The following is a 14,709-nucleotide window of genomic DNA, read 5'->3' as shown; positions in this document are numbered from 1 at the left end:
TCGCCCGGCTACGCTTCTGCGTCCCCCACCGGCTCAGGCAGCACCATCACCCGCGGCGGGTGTCCCGTCGCCTCCAGGAAGCGGATCAGGTCGCCCGGCGCCACCGCGGTGGTCGCCCCGTTGTGGAGCGGGTGGAAATTGACCGGGTCCTGCGCCATCAGCCCGGCATCGAGGACCACGCCGACGGTGCCGTCGCGGTCGTTGAGGAGCCCGAACGGCGTCACCGAGCCGGGGCGCACGCCGAGGCGCTCGAAAAGAAGCTCGGGCGAGCCGAAAGACAGCCGGCCTCGGGCCCCGAGCGGCCCGTGCAGGCGCTTGAGGTCGATCCGGGCCTCGGCCTCGGCGACCACCAGGAACAGCCGGCCGCTCTTGTCCTTGAGAAAGAGGTTCTTCGAGTGGCCGCCCGGCATCCCGGCCTTGAGGTCGCGCGATTCCGCCACCGTGTGCACGGGCACGTGCGCCACGGTGGCGTGGGCGATCCCGAGGCCGTCGAGGAAGGCGAACAGCTCCTCGGGAGTCGCCGGATTCATGCGGCGAGGTGGCGGGCCAAAGCCGCCGGATCGACGTTGCCGCCCGACAGGATCACGCCGACGCGCTTTCCCTTCACCGGCACCGCGCCCTCGAAGGCGGCGGCCGCGCCGAGGCAGCCGGTCGGCTCGACCACGAGCTTCATCCGCTCGACGAAGAACCGCATCGCCGCGACGAGCTGCGCGTCGGTGGCGGTGACGATGCCGGCGGCATCGCGCCGGATGATCGGGAAGGTGTGCCGGCCCAGATGCGTGGTCAGCGCGCCGTCGGCGATCGAGACCGGGACGGGAATGCGCACCACCTCGCCCTTGGCGAGCGATTGCTGGCCGTCATTGCCCGCCTCCGGCTCGACGCCCCAGATCTCGACTCCCGGCGACAGGGCTTTCGCCGAGAGGCAGGAGCCGGCGAGCAAACCGCCGCCGCCGAGGCAGACGAGGAGGACGTCGAGAGGGCCGACCTCCTCGATCAGCTCCTTCACCGCCGTGCCCTGGCCGGCGATCACGTCCGGGTGGTCGTAAGGCGGGATCACCGACAGGCCGCGCGCCTCGGCGAGCCGCTGGCTCACCGCCTCGCGGTCCTCCTCGTAGCGGTCGTAGGTGACGATCTCGGCGCCGTAGCCGCGGGTCGCCGCGACCTTGATGGCGGGAGCGTCGTGCGGCATCACGATCACGGTCGGCACGCCTTGCAGCGCGCCCGCATAGGCGATCGCCTGGGCGTGGTTGCCGGAGGAGAAGGCCAGCACCCCGCGGCTCCGCTGCTCGGGCGAGAGCGCCGCGATGGCGTTGCAGGCGCCCCGGAACTTGAAGGCGCCAGCGCGCTGCAGCGGCTCGGCCTTGAAGAACAGGGTGGCGCCCGTCCGCGCATCGGCGGTGCGGGAGGTGAGCACGGGCGTGCGGTGGGCGATGCCGTCGATCCGGCCGGCGGCGGCCTCGACGTCGGCGTAAGTGAGGCTCATCAGCGGTTCTCGAAGTTGGGCTTACGCTTCTCGACGAAGGCCTTCATGCCTTCCTTCTGGTCGTGGGTGGCGAAGAGGCCGTAGAACACCCGGCGCTCGTAGCGGATGCCCTCGGTCAGGGTGGTCTCGAAGGCGCGGTCGATGCTCTCCTTGGCCACCATCACGGCGGGCAGCGACATCGACGCGATCGTCTCCGCGGCCTTCATCGCCTCGTCGAGGAGATCAGCCGCCGGCACCACTCGGGCGACGAGGCCGGAGCGCTCGGCCTCGGCCGCATCCATCATCCGGCCGGTGAGGCACAGCTCCATCGCCTTGGCCTTGCCGACCGCGCGGGTCAGGCGCTGGGTGCCGCCGGCGCCGGGAATCACCCCGAGCTTGATCTCGGGCTGGCCGAACTTCGCATTGTCGGCGGCCAGGATGAAGTCGCACATCAGCGCCAGCTCGCAGCCGCCGCCCAGCGCGTAGCCCGCCACCGCGGCGATGATCGGCTTGCGGCGCCGGCCGACCTTGTCCCACTCGCCGAACGGGTCGGCCATGTAGAATTCGGGATGGGTGCGGTCCTGCATCTCGCGGATGTCGGCGCCGGCGGCGAACGCCTTCTCCGAGCCGGTGATGACGACGCAGCCGATGCCGTCGTCGCGCTCGTAGCCGTCGAGGGCGTGGTTCAGCTCGGCGATCAGCGCATTGCACAGGGCGTTCAGCGCCGCTGGGCGGTGCAGGGTGACGAGCGCCACGCGCCCGCGCGTCTCGACCCGGATGTTCTCGTAGTCCACGGCGTTCCTCCCGCTCGTCTCCCCCGTTTGGCTAGGGGAGGGCGCGGCGGCGCGCAAGCGGGTCGATCGGAAGCCTGGTCGACCTGTGACGCACGCCGGGTGGTCGCGTCCGTTCGGCACCTCTCCCGCGTCGTTCGGGGCTTCGCTGCGCGGCCCCGGAACGACGCGGTTGACGGCAATCCCGTCGAGGATGCCGGCGAGGCGTCCCGGTATTCACGCCGGCGGCGGCGGGTCCGGCGCCTCGACCACTTCCTGTCGCTGCAGCTGCAGGGCGACGAACCAGCACAGCGACGCCCAGGCGGCGCCGATGCACCAGCCGGCGAGCACGTCGCTCGGCCAGTGCACGCCGAGATAGATCCGGCTGATCCCGACCAGCAGCGTGGTGACGACGCCGAGCCCCATCACGAAGGCCTTGACCTTGCGCGAGCGCTCGACCCGGGCGAGCAGGATCGCGAGCGTCAGGTAGGCGATCGCCGACAGCATGGCATGGCCGCTCGGAAAGCTCGCCGTGAAGGTCTCCATGCCGTGCGGCACCAGTTCCGGCCGCGGGCGGTGGAAGAACAGCTTCAGGCCCGTCGACAGCAACTCGCCGCCGCCGATCGCAATCACGACGAACAGAGCGGCGCGCCGGCGCGCGGTGATGGCGAGGTAGAGCACCACGCAGGCCGTCACGTAGACGATGCCGAACACGCTGCCGAAGGCGGTGATGTCCCGCATCGTCTCGGGCAGCCATGACGGGCCGATCGGCTGGGCGAGGTCGCCGGGCACGCGCAACGCCAGCAGCAGCCGGTCGTCGAAGCCGAACGAGCCGCCCTCGCGGACCTCGTCGGCGAGCTTGAAGAAGCCGAAGCCGAACAGGCTGACGGCGAGCAGCGAGGCGAGCGGCCCGATCTCGTTGAGGCGCAGGCGCAGCCACACCGCCGTGGCGTGGCGCCGGAACGGAATCGCGACCATCAGGCGCCCCCGAACGGGAAACGGCCGCGGGCCTCCCACGGCCCTCCGAGATAGCGCCAGAGCAGGAGCCCGGTGCCGACGACCTCGCGCGGCACGAAGGCGGCTTCCAGCTCGCGGTGGAGGGCCCGCGCCTCTTCCGGCGCGACCTTGTTCTGCACCGTAACGTGCGGCCGGTAGCCCTGACGGTCCTGCGGCGTCAGCCACTGCGCGAAGGCGGTGGCGAGGCGCCCGCGCAGGGCCGAGAGGCGGGGCGCTTCGAGCGCGTAGGCGACGCCGCGGCCGATGAAGCGTAAGGACGCGACCTCGACCGGGATCGGGCCTTCCGCCCGCACCTCCGCGGCCAGCGTCTCGACGATGCCGCGCTCCTCCTCGCCGGGCAGGTGATGGAACAGCGTGACGTGGGCCGGAATCTTGTTGAGGGCAGGCGGGAAGTGGCGGCGGCGCAGGCCGTCGAACTCCGCGAAGGCGGCCTCGTCGAGTTCCAGGGTCAGGATCAGGGGGCTTTGCGACATTCTCCGGGCGAAATGGCGCGGGCCGCCGCAAAGGCCAGGGCCGGCTCCGCTGTTCAGCTCGCGGACTTCCCGCTACACGGCGCGGATGCGCGACAGCACCGACGACATGGTCCATCTCGGCCGGGACGGATGGCTCTTCCTGACCGGCGGCACCAACCGGGTGCGGCAGCAATACCGCGCGAGCCTGCCTGTCGCCTGGCGGCTGTGGCGCTGGCGCCGGCTGATCGAGGCGCGCACCGTCCGCGCCGCGGCCCTGGGACTGCGCGCCTTCCACGTCGTGGTGCCGGAGAAGCTGAGCATCTACGACGACCGCCTCGACGGGCTCGACCTCGATCCGGCGCTCTCGCCGGCCCGGCGCCTCGGCGTGCGCCTCGCGCTCTCCCCGGCGGCCCGGGCCTGGATCGACCTCGTCGGCCCGTTGCGGGCGGCGCGGGACGCCGAGCCGCCGCTCTACCTGCGCACCGACACCCATTGGAGCCAGGAGGGCTGCCGCCTCGCCTATGGCGAGATCATGCGGGCGTTGGGCGCCGTGCCGCCGGGCGACCTCGGATCGCGGCCGTTCCACGACCATGACGGCGTGCGCGACCTCGGCGCCAAGCTCGATCCGCCCCGGCGCGAGACGATGCGGGTCCACGAGGTGCAGCGCGACGCCGTGCGGGTCTTCGCCAACCCGCTGGTCCTCGGCCACGAGGCGCGCGGCACGGCCGCCGACCTGCATGTCGGCGCCCACGTGGTGTTCCGCAACGAGAGCCCGGCCGCGGACCCGCGGACCCTGATGCTGTTCGGCGATTCCTGCTCGCATTTCCATCCGATCTTCCTGACCGGACTGCTCGCCGAGAGCTTTCGCGAGCTGCACTTCGTCTGGTCGTCGAATCTCGACTGGGCCTATGTCGAGCGGGTGCGGCCGCACCTGCTGCTGGTCGAGGTGGCGGAGCGCTTCCTCGCCCGGGTGCCGAACGACCGGTTCGACGTCGAGGCCGAGGGCGCGCGGCCTCTCCCGCTACCGGACCGGGCCGCCGGGATCTGAGCGGCGGCCGTTGCGGTGCTCAAGGACCGCCCCACCTTCAGGCCTGGGAGTTGAGGAGAGTGCGATGGGACTTCTGGTCGACGGCGTCTGGCACGACAGATGGTACGACACGAAGGAGACCGGCGGGCGCTTCGTGCGCAAGGACGCGGCCTTCCGCAACTGGGTGACGCGGGACGGCACTGCCGGACCGAGCGGGGAGGGCGGGTTTCCGGCCGAACCCGGGCGCTATCACCTCTACGTCTCGCTCGCCTGCCCGTGGGCCCACCGCACCCTGATCGTGCGCGCCCTCAAGGGGCTGGAGGACGCGGTCTCGGTGTCGGTGGTCGACCCGCATATGGGCCACGAGGGCTGGGTGTTCGGCGACAGCCCGGGGGCGAGCCCCGACACCGTGAACGGCGCGACCCGGCTCTACGAGGTCTATCGAAAGGCCGACCCGCACTATACCGGCCGGGTCACCGTGCCGGTGCTGTGGGACAAGGCGCGCGACACCATCGTGTCGAATGAGTCGGCCGAGATCGTCCGGATGCTCAACGCCGCCTTCGGCGGCACAGGCCCCGACCTCTGCCCCGAGGATCTGCGCCCCGAGATCGAGGCCGTGAACGCCAGGGTCTACGACCGGGTCAACAACGGCGTCTACAAGGCCGGTTTCGCCACCAGCCAGGACGCCTACGCGGAGGCGGTGACGGCGCTCTTCGAGGAGCTCGACGCCCTCGATGCCCGCCTCGACCGCTCGCGCTACCTGATGGGAGACCGGCTGACCGAGGCCGATATCCGGCTGTTCACCACGCTGGTGCGGTTCGATCCGGTCTATGTCGGGCACTTCAAGTGCAACCTGCGCCGGATCGCCGACTACCCGAACCTCGCGCCCTACCTGCGCGACCTCTACCAGACCCCTGGCATCGCCGAAACGGTGAACCTCACCCATATCAAGCGGCACTATTACGAGAGCCACCCGACCATCAACCCGACGGGCATCGTCCCGCTCGGCCCGGTGCTGGACTACGACGCGCCGCATGGGCGGGCGGAGCGGTTCGGGGCCTGATTCGCTTCGGAGACCGTTCGAGCGGATGCGTCCGGGGAAGAGCGGGAGAAAATCGGTGCATCCCACCCTCTCGCCTCATGACGAGGTGAGAGGGTGGGATGCACCCTGCCCGCCGCGAATCGCCTGCGGAGCCTTGCGCTCCGTCAGGCTCTCACGCCTTCGCGGAGAAGACATCCGGCAGCGACGGCAACCTCTGCCGCAGGCGTAGCAGCGCGATGGTCTCGATCTCACCGAGCGCCCGGGCCCGCTCATCCTCCGGCGAGTTGTCCAGGCGCTGGCTGAGCTGGGACAGGATCTCGTCCGGGCTTTTCCCCCGCACCGCCATCACGAACGGGAAGCCGTGGCGGGCTCGGTAGCGCTCGTTGAGGTCGAGGAAGCGGGCACGTCCCTCGGCATCGAGGGCATCGAGCCCGGCCGAGGCCTGCTCGGCGCGGGAGTCCGGGGCGAGGTCGGCCGCCGCCACGCGCCCGGCGAGGTCGGGATGCGCGCGGATGAGGGCGAGCTGCCGCTCCGGCTCGGCCGCCCGCATCGCCTCGATCATGGCGGCGTGGAGCCCGTCGGCATTGTCCTGCATCGGCGACAACCCGGCCCCGTGCGCCCCCTCCGCCACCCAGGGCGAATGCTCGAACACGTCGCCGAAGCTCTCGACGAACAGGGCCCGGCCCATCCGGCTCGGGGTCAGGCCGGCGGGCGCGTGGGTCCTGGCCCAGTGGCGGGCGATGTCGATGCGCCGGGTCACCCACACGTCGTCATGCGCCGCCACGTGGTCGAGGAAGCGGGCGAGCGCCGCGATCCGGCCGGGGCGCCCGACGAGGCGGCAATGCAGGCCGATCGACAGCATCCGGGGCGTCTCGGCGCCCTCGGCATAGAGCACGTCGAAGGAATCCCGCAGGTAGGCGAAGAACTGGTCGCCGGCATTGAAGCCTTGCGGCGTGGCGAACCGCATGTCGTTCGAATCGAGGGTGTAGGGCACGACGAGCTGCGGCGCGCGGGGGCCCTCGACCCAGTAGGGCAGGTCGTCGGCGTAGGAATCCGCCGAGTAGAGGAAGCCGCCCTCTTCCATCACCAGCTTGAGGGTATTCTCCGAGGTGCGGCCCGTGTACCAGCCCAGCGGACGCTCGCCGGTCACCTCGGTGTGGATCCGGATCGCCTCGTTCATGTGCGCCTTCTCCTCCTCGTAGGAGAAATCGCGATAATCGATCCATTTGAGGCCGTGGCAGGCGATCTCCCAGCCGGATTCGCGCATCGCCGCCACGGCGTCCGGGTTGCGCTGGAGAGCCGTCGCGACGCCGTAGACCGTCACCGGCAGGTCGCGCTCGGCGAACAACCGGTGCAGCCGCCAGAACCCGACCCGCGAGCCGTACTCGTAGATCGATTCCATGCTCATGTGGCGCTGGCCCGGCCAGGCCTGCGCGCCGACGATCTCGGACAGGAACGCCTCCGAGGCCCGGTCGCCGTGCAGGAGGCAGTTCTCGCCGCCCTCCTCGTAGTTGATGACGAACTGCACCGCGATGCGGGCGCCGTTCGGCCATTGCGCCTGCGGCGGGGTGCGACCGTAGCCGACGAGGTCGCGGGGGTAGGGGGTGTCGGTCATGGCACGCAATCCGATGGAGGCCGAAGCCGCTCCGTTCGGTGCGAGATGAAGCGCGGAATCCCCCCTCCCGCGTGGGAGAGGGGAGACCCGCGCCCGATCCGGCATCCGGAGGAGCAAGACGGCCAGGGAAAAATCGTGCCGCAACCTTAGCCGTGCGGCAGCCCGGGTGCAAAACGGGTCCGGGCCTTACCCTGCGACGGCCGCAAGCGCCGGATCGACCCGGGCAAAGTGGTCCTCCCAACTCGGTGCCCGGTACCCGGCGAGGCGTCCCGCCATCGCGGCCCGTCGCCCCGAGCCCGGTACCGCCAGTTCCTCGACCGCCCGCATCCAGCCCAGACCGTCGAGCGGGTGCAGGAACTCCGCGAAGTGCCCGGCAATCTCGCGGTGGACCGGGATGTCGGAGGCGACGACCGGCAGTCCGGCGGCGGCCGCCTCCAGCACCGGCAGGCCGTAGCCCTCGGCGAAGGAGGGCATCAGGAGCGCGGTGGCCTGCCCCATCAGCCGCACCAGTCCGGCGGTCGAGAGGCCCGAGACCTCGGTGACGTGGTCGCGCACCGCCGGGCAGCGCTCCAGGAGATCGACCACGTTCTCGCTCTCCCAGCCGCGCCGACCGACGACGACGAGGCGCGGCGTCGCCTCCCGGTGCCGGAAGCTCAGCTCGCGCCAGGCCGTGAGCAGCGCGATCAGGTTCTTGCGCGGCTCGATCGTGCCGCAGACCAGGAAGAACGGACGGGGCGTCGGCGCCGATGAAGCACCCCTGAAAATGTCCTCGATCCCGAGCGGCCCGACGGTGACCGGCGGCGGCCGGCGCCCGAGCCGGGCGAGGAAGCCCGAGAAGCGTTCCCCGACATCGGCCGAGTTGACCACCACGGCACGGGCGTGGCGGGCCACGGTCTCCATTCGCACCCGGTGCCGCTCCGCCTCGCCGGAGCGGCCGTATTCGGGATACTCGATCGGGATCAGGTCGTGGACGAAGAAGACCGGCTTCACGTCGGTCCGGTCGTAGAGCCAGTCGAACCGCGCCGGCCGGTCGAGGCGCAGATGCGAGGTGTGGAGGTAGAGCGTGCCCCGCGGGAGCCGCTCCGGCCCGGGCGCGCGCGACGCTGCGATCCAGGCCTCGAGCTCGCGCTTCCGGCGTCGGCGCGATCCGGCCGGCGCCATCGGCCGCGCGCTCGCCGCCGGGGCCGACAGGCCGAGCGTCCCGGCCACGCCGCGATAGACCGGATCGTCCCCCGCCGCGACCTCCTCGGTCCAGGCCGAGACCGCCGCCTCCACCAGTCCGGCCATCTGCCCGCGGTCGAGCACCTTCGGGCCGAGCGGCGTCGAGACCACGCCGAACCGCTCGCCGTCCTGCCCCAGCAGATGCCTTGCATAGGCCAGGTCGACCCGGTCGATCCCGGTCGGGCTCGCATGCCGCAGGCGGGTGACGAGGCGGGTGAGATCGAGGGCGACGGGGGAACGGAGCATGACGGTCTCGACGCTGTGACGGCACTCGGCCGCTGTCGTATACGGCGGAGACCGGGAAGCCGAATCCGGCTTCGCCCTGTGCGGCAGCGCACAAGACCCGCCCCGACATCGGGATCGTCGCTCTTGCAACGCTGAGCACTGATGATTTATCGCAATCGTCACCGCTCCGTCGCGTCGCGGTGACAAGTGTCGGACGCGCCGCTTATGATCGCGGGTCGGCGCGGGGCCGGCATTTGGGTGAGACTATGGCGATCGTCGATCTGGATCGGGATGCGGTGAAGAGCGGGCTGGCGGACGGCTCGGTGCTGTTGATCGACGTGCGCGAGCCCAACGAGTTCGATTCCGGCCATATCCCGGGCTCGGTCTCGTTTCCCCTGTCGAGCTTCGACGTCGAGCGGCTGCAGGCGCTGATCGCCGGCGACGGACGCCGCCCGGTCCTGTCCTGCGCCGCCGGCGTGCGCTCGGCGCGGGCATTGCAGTATCTCCAGAGCCAGGGGATCCCGCTCTCCGAGCATTATGCCGGCGGCTTCAAGGACTGGGCCAATGCCGGCGAGACCATCGAATAGACGATCCGCGCTTCGCTGATCCATGGCCGGCAGCCATCGGTTCGTTCGCCGGCTCCACGACATCCCGCCCGTGAGGGCGGTTCGACATTCCCGGCCCCGGGCGGGCCGTGCCGAGGGCGGCGCGGCTCCCCACACGGGCCAGCCCCTCGACGCGGATGCTCCCCGGCGCATCTCTCAACGCGCGTCCGACGGGCCGCATGCACGAGATGAACGGGAGAGTGAGTATGCGCAGGCTGAGGCTGGCGGCGGTGATCCCGGCGCTTCTGCTGATGGCCGGTATCCCGGCGCGGGCCCAGGCTCCCGGCGGTCCGCCCCCCACGGTCACGGTCGCCAAGCCCGTGGTCAAGGAGGTGGTGGAGCACGACGACTTTACCGGTCGCTTCAACGCGATCGAGTATGTCGAGGTGCGCGCCCGCGTCACCGGCTATCTTCAGAAGATCCACTTCCAGGACGGCGCCGTGGTGAAGAAGGGCGAATTGCTCTTCACCATCGACCGGCGCCCCTACAAGGCGGCCCTCGACCAGGCGACCGCGGCCCTGGCCTCGGCCCAGGCGCGCCTGAACTTCACCCAGACCGACCTCGAGCGCGCCCAGACGCTGAGCCGGTCGGGCAACATCTCCGAGCAGGTCACCGACCAGCGCCGGCAGAACTCGCTGACCGCCCAGGCCGACGTCGACAGCGCCACCGCGGCCCTGCGCCAGGCCCAGCTCAACTACGACTTCACCGAGGTGCGCTCGCCGATCGACGGCCGGATCTCGCAGCGCAACGTGACCGAGGGCAACATCGTCATCACCGACCAGACGATGCTGACCACCATCGTCTCGCTGGACCCGATCTACTTCTCGTTCACCGTCGACGAGCGCTCGTTCCTGGCCTACCAGGGCACGCTCAAGATCGGCATGGGGGCGACCCAGAACGAGCACACCGTGCCGATCCTGGTGGCGCTGACGGGCGAGGCGAAGCCGACCCGCAAGGGCACGCTCAACTTCGTCGACAACCGGGTCGACGAGGCGACCGGCACGGTGCTCCTGCGCGCCACCGTCGAGAACCCGGACCGCTTCATCAAGCCGGGCCTGTTCGGCATCGTCAGCATGCCGGCCTCGAAGCCCTATCGCGGCATCCTGATCCCCGACGATGCGATCGCGGCGAACCAGGACAAGCGCCTCGTCTACGTGCTCGGGCCCGACAACGTCGTGCAGCCGCGCAACATCCGCCCCGGCCCCAAGATCGACGGCTACCGGGTGGTGCGCGACGGGCTCAAGGGCGACGAGACCATCGTGATCGTCGGCCTCACCCGGGTGCGCCCGGGCGCCAAGGTCACGCCCGAGGTCAAGGAATTGCCGCCGGTCCGCGAGTGAGCGACCGCGCCGCCCGCTGACGGGCGGCGCGTCCCGTCAGGACGCCACGGCCCCCGCCTGCGCGGGGGCGCCACGCCCGAGAATCCGAAGGGCGCGAGAGGCCCACCGATGCGTTTTGCCCATTTCTTCGTCGACCGGCCGATCTTCGCCTCGGTGACTTCGATCGTCATCCTGATCATCGGCTACGTCTCGTACATCTCGTTGCCCGTCTCGCAATATCCCGAGATCGTGCCCCCGACCGTGGTGGTGCGCGCCTCCTATCCGGGCGCCAATGCCGAGACCGTGGCGGCCACGATCGCGACGCCGATCGAGCAGGAGATCAACGGCGTCGACAACATGCTGTACATGTCGTCGCTGTCGACCAACGACGGCAACATGCAGCTGACCGTCACCTTCGCGCTCGGCACCAACCTCGACATCGCCAACGTGCTGGTCCAGAACCGGCTCTCGGTCGCCCAGCCGCGCCTGCCCGGCGACGTGCGCAACCTCGGCGTCACGGTCCGCAAGTCCTCGCCGGACCTGATGATGGTCGTGCACGTGCTGTCGCCCGACGGCACCTTCGACCAGAACTATCTCGCCAACTACATCTACCTGCGCCTGCGCGATCCGCTCCTGCGCCTCAACGGCGTCGGCGACATCACGGTGTTCGGCGGCTCGGAATACGCGCTGCGGCTGTGGCTCGACCCGAACAAGCTCGCCTCCTACCAGCTCTCGACCACCGACGTGATCAACGCGCTGCAGGAGCAGAACGTCCAGGTGGCGTCCGGTGCGCTCGGCGCGCCGCCGGCTCCCGCGAGCCAGGCATTCCAGCTCACGGTCCAGACGCAAGGCCGGTTCCAGGATCCGAGCGAGTTCCGCAAGGTCATCGTCAAGGCCTCGGACGGGCGTCTGGTACGGGTCTCCGACATCGCCCGGGTGGAGCTCGGCCAGAAGGACTACACAACGAAGTCGTTCCTCAACGGCCAGCCGGCGATCGGCATCGGCGTGTTCCAGCGCCCCGGCACCAACGCGCTGGAGGCGGCCGAGCAGGTCCAGGCGCTGATGAAGACCCTGTCCAAGGACTTCCCGCCCGGCCTCGAATTCAAGATCGCCTACAACCCGACCGAGTTCATCGCCGAATCGGTGCACGAGGTCTACAAGACCCTCGGCGAGGCGGTGGTCCTCGTCGTGGTGGTGATCCTGGTCTTCCTCCAGAGCTGGCGCACCGCGCTCATCCCGATCATCGCGATTCCGGTGTCGCTCATCGGCACCTTCGCGGTGATGGCGCTGCTCGGGTTCTCGCTCAACAACCTGACGCTGTTCGGCCTCGTGCTCGCCATCGGCATCGTGGTCGACGACGCGATCGTCGTGGTGGAGAACGTCGAGCGCAACATGGCCGAGGGGCTGTCGCCCGGCGAGGCGGCCCACAAGACCATGGACGAGGTCGGCGGCGCGGTCGTCGCCATCGCCCTCGTGCTGTCGGCGGTGTTCATCCCGACCGCCTTCATCCCGGGCATCTCGGGCCAGTTCTACCGGCAGTTCGCGCTCACCATCGCGGCCTCGACCATCATCTCGATGTTCAACTCGCTGACGCTGTCGCCGGCGCTCTGCAAGCTGCTGCTGAAGCCCCATTCCGAGCACCACCGGCCGCGCTTCTTCGTGGCCCGGTTCGGGTCCTGGGCGGCCAACACCTTCAACCGCGGCTTCGACGCGACGGCGAACGCCTATGCGGCGACGGTGCGCTTCCTCACCGGACGGCTGGTGCCGCTGCTGGCGATGCTGCTGCTCTATGCCGGCGTCATCTACGGCGTGCTGCACCTCGTGCGCACCACGCCAACCGGCTTCATCCCGCTCCAGGACCAGGGCTACCTGCTGGTGGTGGTGCAGCTGCCGCCGGGCTCGTCGCTGGAGCGCACCACCGCGGTCGTCCAGGAGGTCTCGCGCCGCTCCCTCGACATCGACGGCGTCGGCAACACGGTCGTCATCGCCGGCTTCGACGGCGCCACCTTCACCAACACCACCAACGGCGCGGTGATGTTCCTGCCGTTGAAGCCGTTCAAGGAGCGCCTGGAGAAGGGCCTCACGGCGGGCAAGATCCTGCAGGCCGTGCTGGCCAAGACCGCGCCGATGCAGGAGGCGCGGATCATCGCGATCCCGCCGCCGCCGGTGCGGGGCCTCGGCAATGCCGGCGGCTTCAAGATGCAGGTGCAGAGCCGCGAGGGCTCGGACCTCGCCCGCCTGCTTCAGGTCTCGGGCGATCTCATCGGAGCGGCCAACCGCGACCCGGCGCTCACCCGCGTCTTCACCACCTTCGGCAACGACACGCCGCAGATCTACCTCGACATCGACCGCACGGTGGCGCGGATGCTGAACGTGCCGCTCGCCAACGTGTTCTCGACGCTCCAGGTCAATCTCGGCGGCGCCTACGTCAACGACTTCAACACCTTCGGCCGCGTCTACCAGGTCCGCGCCCAGGCCGACGCCAAGTACCGGATGGAGAAATCGGACATCGAGCGTCTTAAAGTTCGCTCCTCCACCGGCGCCCTGGTGCCGATGGGCACGCTCGCCAGCATCCGCGACATCTCGGGGCCCCAGATCGTCCAGCGCTACAACCTGTACTACTCGATCCCGGTGCAGGGCGACGCGAAGCCGGGCATCTCCTCGGGCCAGTCCCTCGACGCGATGGAGAAGCTCGCCCGCCAGACCCTGCCCGACGGCATGAGCTTCGAGTGGACCGACATCGCGTTCCAGGAGAAGGCGGTCGGCAACACCGCGATCTACGTCTTCGCGCTCGGCGTGCTCCTGGTCTTCCTGGTGCTCGCCGCCCAGTACGAATCCTGGGCGCTGCCGCTCTCGATTCTCCTGGTGGTGCCGACCGGCGTGCTCGCGGCCTTGGCCGGCGTGCAGTTCCGGGCCCAGGACAACAACATCCTGACCCAGATCGGCCTCATCGTGCTCATCGGCCTCGCGGCCAAGAACGCGATCCTGATCGTCGAGTTCGCCCACCAGATCGAGGAGAGCGAGCGCCGCGGACCGGTCGCGGCGGCGGTCGAGGCCTGCCGGCTTCGCCTGCGGCCGATCCTGATGACCGCCTTCGCGTTCATCCTCGGCGTGGTGCCGCTCGCCTTCGCCACCGGCCCCGGCGCCGAGATGCGCCAGGCGCTCGGCACCGCGGTGCTGTTCGGCATGCTCGGCGCCACGGTGTTCGGCCTGTTCCTGACCCCGGTCTTCTACGTGGTGATCCGCAATGTCCTGATCCGGATCAACCGCTGGCGCGGGGTCGACGACCACCACGGCGAGCCCGAGCCGGCGCGGTGACGACGACCGCGCCGTGACACCGGCAATCCAGCGCCCCCGACGAAGCCGTCCGGGGGCGCTGTCCGTTGTGCGCCCAGCATGGGCGCTATCCTCCCTCGGTTTCGCGGACACCTCTGATACGCTCGTTACGGGCGGGAAAGGTGTTTGATGGCAAAGACACGACGCGAGTTCACCCCCGAGTTCAAACGCGAGGCGGTCGCCCTGCTCGAGAGCAGCGGCCGGTCGCAGTTGCAGATCGCCGCGGAACTCGGGATCCAGCCCTCCATGCTGCGCCAGTGGCGAACCGTGCTGATGGAGGGCTTGCCGCCAAAGCGACCCGCGGGCTTGCCGGGTCCCGCTCCTACGAGCCTCGTTGCCTCGCCGTCCGATCAGGCAGCGGAGATCGCCCGGCTGCGCCGTGAGCTCGACCGGACGCGCATGGAGCGCGACGTGCTAAAAAAAGCGACCGGCATCGTCACGCAGATGCCCAGATGACGTTCGCCTTCATCGAGCAGCATGCGACCACCTGGCCGGTGCGTCTCATGTGCCGCGTGCTCGGAGTGTCCTCCAGCGGGTACTCCGGATGGCGAGCACGTCCCGAGAGCGCTCGTTCGGCGTCCAATCGGCAACTCTTCGACGACGTGCAGCGGATCCAGG

At 70.0% G+C, this 14,709-nt stretch carries 12 protein-coding genes and 1 pseudogene; 6 read left to right on the top strand and 7 right to left on the bottom strand.

The window, feature by feature from the left end; translation table 11 throughout:
• Window positions 1-8 precede the first annotated feature (8 nt).
• The 5 genes from G4G93_RS20160 to G4G93_RS20140 all read right to left on the bottom strand — a co-directional run bounded on the left by G4G93_RS20160 (window position 9) and on the right by G4G93_RS20140 (window position 3,722).
• On the bottom strand, window positions 9-530 hold the full coding sequence (locus tag G4G93_RS20160; protein ID WP_165086646.1) for a prolyl-tRNA synthetase associated domain-containing protein: 522 nt from the start codon (window positions 528-530) through the stop codon (window positions 9-11).
• Entirely contained in the window at window positions 527-1,483 is a 957-nt protein-coding gene (locus G4G93_RS20155; protein WP_165086645.1) for a threo-3-hydroxy-L-aspartate ammonia-lyase, read from the bottom strand. The genes G4G93_RS20160 and G4G93_RS20155 overlap by 4 nt, the downstream gene beginning before the upstream one ends.
• Entirely contained in the window at window positions 1,483-2,256 is a 774-nt protein-coding gene (locus G4G93_RS20150) for an enoyl-CoA hydratase (RefSeq protein ID WP_165086643.1), read from the bottom strand. The genes G4G93_RS20155 and G4G93_RS20150 overlap by 1 nt, the downstream gene beginning before the upstream one ends.
• Before the next feature lie 213 nt (window positions 2,257-2,469).
• A complete protein-coding gene (locus tag G4G93_RS20145; protein WP_165086641.1) occupies window positions 2,470-3,210 on the bottom strand; it encodes a phosphatase PAP2 family protein in 741 nt (246 codons plus the stop codon).
• Window positions 3,210-3,722: a 2'-5' RNA ligase family protein gene (locus G4G93_RS20140; RefSeq protein WP_165086639.1), complete on the bottom strand. Its 513-nt coding sequence runs from the start codon at window positions 3,720-3,722 to the stop codon at window positions 3,210-3,212. The genes G4G93_RS20145 and G4G93_RS20140 overlap by 1 nt, the downstream gene beginning before the upstream one ends.
• 85 nt (window positions 3,723-3,807) lie before the next feature.
• Between G4G93_RS20140 and G4G93_RS20135 the strand changes: the two genes are divergently transcribed.
• Window positions 3,808-4,749, top strand: a complete 942-nt coding sequence (locus G4G93_RS20135) for an alginate O-acetyltransferase AlgX-related protein (RefSeq protein WP_165086637.1) — start codon at window positions 3,808-3,810, stop codon at window positions 4,747-4,749.
• 64 nt (window positions 4,750-4,813) lie between these two features.
• A complete protein-coding gene (locus G4G93_RS20130) occupies window positions 4,814-5,791 on the top strand; it encodes a glutathione S-transferase family protein (protein ID WP_165086636.1) in 978 nt (325 codons plus the stop codon).
• Window positions 5,792-5,942: 151 nt separating this feature from the next.
• On the opposite strand, the gene puuE is transcribed toward G4G93_RS20130, so the two are convergent.
• Together puuE and G4G93_RS20120 are read right to left on the bottom strand one after the other, a co-directional pair.
• Complete coding sequence (gene puuE, locus G4G93_RS20125) at window positions 5,943-7,385, bottom strand: allantoinase PuuE (protein ID WP_165086634.1); 1,443 nt, start codon at window positions 7,383-7,385, stop codon at window positions 5,943-5,945.
• A 186-nt stretch (window positions 7,386-7,571) separates the two neighbouring features.
• Window positions 7,572-8,852 carry a glycosyltransferase family 1 protein gene (locus tag G4G93_RS20120; RefSeq protein ID WP_165086633.1) on the bottom strand — a complete coding sequence of 427 codons (1,281 nt, stop codon included), beginning with the start codon at window positions 8,850-8,852 and terminating at the stop codon, window positions 7,572-7,574.
• Window positions 8,853-9,097: 245 nt separating this feature from the next.
• On the opposite strand from G4G93_RS20120, the gene G4G93_RS20115 reads away from it, so the two are divergent.
• The 4 genes and pseudogenes from G4G93_RS20115 to G4G93_RS20100 form a co-directional block, all read left to right on the top strand.
• Entirely contained in the window at window positions 9,098-9,418 is a 321-nt protein-coding gene (locus tag G4G93_RS20115) for a rhodanese-like domain-containing protein (protein ID WP_165086631.1), read from the top strand.
• 224 nt (window positions 9,419-9,642) lie between these two features.
• Entirely contained in the window at window positions 9,643-10,776 is a 1,134-nt protein-coding gene (locus G4G93_RS20110) for an efflux RND transporter periplasmic adaptor subunit (RefSeq protein ID WP_165086629.1), read from the top strand.
• 108 nt (window positions 10,777-10,884) lie between these two features.
• Window positions 10,885-14,073 (top strand): efflux RND transporter permease subunit, encoded by a 3,189-nt coding sequence (locus G4G93_RS20105; RefSeq protein WP_165086628.1) that lies wholly within the window; start codon window positions 10,885-10,887, stop codon window positions 14,071-14,073.
• Between the two features lie 147 nt (window positions 14,074-14,220).
• Window positions 14,221-14,709, top strand: a pseudogene (locus G4G93_RS20100) (transposase); the annotation flags it as partial.

Origin of the sequence: Methylobacterium sp. DB0501 (assembly GCF_011043735.1) — a bacterium.
In the GTDB taxonomy this organism is placed as follows: Bacteria; Pseudomonadota; Alphaproteobacteria; order Rhizobiales; family Beijerinckiaceae; genus Methylobacterium; species Methylobacterium alsaeris.
This window is presented reverse-complemented; position numbering and strand designations above follow the sequence as displayed.

Bases quoted from the DNA above. Each gene is read 5' to 3' on its own strand.
- G4G93_RS20160 (WP_165086646.1), bottom strand. From the start codon at position 530: ATGAATCCGGCGACTCCCGAGGAGCTGTTCGCCTTCCTCGACGGCCTC.
- G4G93_RS20155 (WP_165086645.1), bottom strand. From the start codon at position 1,483: ATGAGCCTCACTTACGCCGACGTCGAGGCCGCCGCCGGCCGGATCGAC.
- G4G93_RS20145 (WP_165086641.1), bottom strand. From the start codon at position 3,210: ATGGTCGCGATTCCGTTCCGGCGCCACGCCACGGCGGTGTGGCTGCGC.
- G4G93_RS20140 (WP_165086639.1), bottom strand. From the start codon at position 3,722: ATGTCGCAAAGCCCCCTGATCCTGACCCTGGAACTCGACGAGGCCGCC.
- G4G93_RS20135 (WP_165086637.1), top strand. From the start codon at position 3,808: ATGCGCGACAGCACCGACGACATGGTCCATCTCGGCCGGGACGGATGG.
- G4G93_RS20130 (WP_165086636.1), top strand. From the start codon at position 4,814: ATGGGACTTCTGGTCGACGGCGTCTGGCACGACAGATGGTACGACACG.
- puuE (WP_165086634.1), bottom strand. From the start codon at position 7,385: ATGACCGACACCCCCTACCCCCGCGACCTCGTCGGCTACGGTCGCACC.
- G4G93_RS20120 (WP_165086633.1), bottom strand. From the start codon at position 8,852: ATGCTCCGTTCCCCCGTCGCCCTCGATCTCACCCGCCTCGTCACCCGC.
- G4G93_RS20115 (WP_165086631.1), top strand. From the start codon at position 9,098: ATGGCGATCGTCGATCTGGATCGGGATGCGGTGAAGAGCGGGCTGGCG.
- G4G93_RS20110 (WP_165086629.1), top strand. From the start codon at position 9,643: ATGCGCAGGCTGAGGCTGGCGGCGGTGATCCCGGCGCTTCTGCTGATG.
- G4G93_RS20105 (WP_165086628.1), top strand. From the start codon at position 10,885: ATGCGTTTTGCCCATTTCTTCGTCGACCGGCCGATCTTCGCCTCGGTG.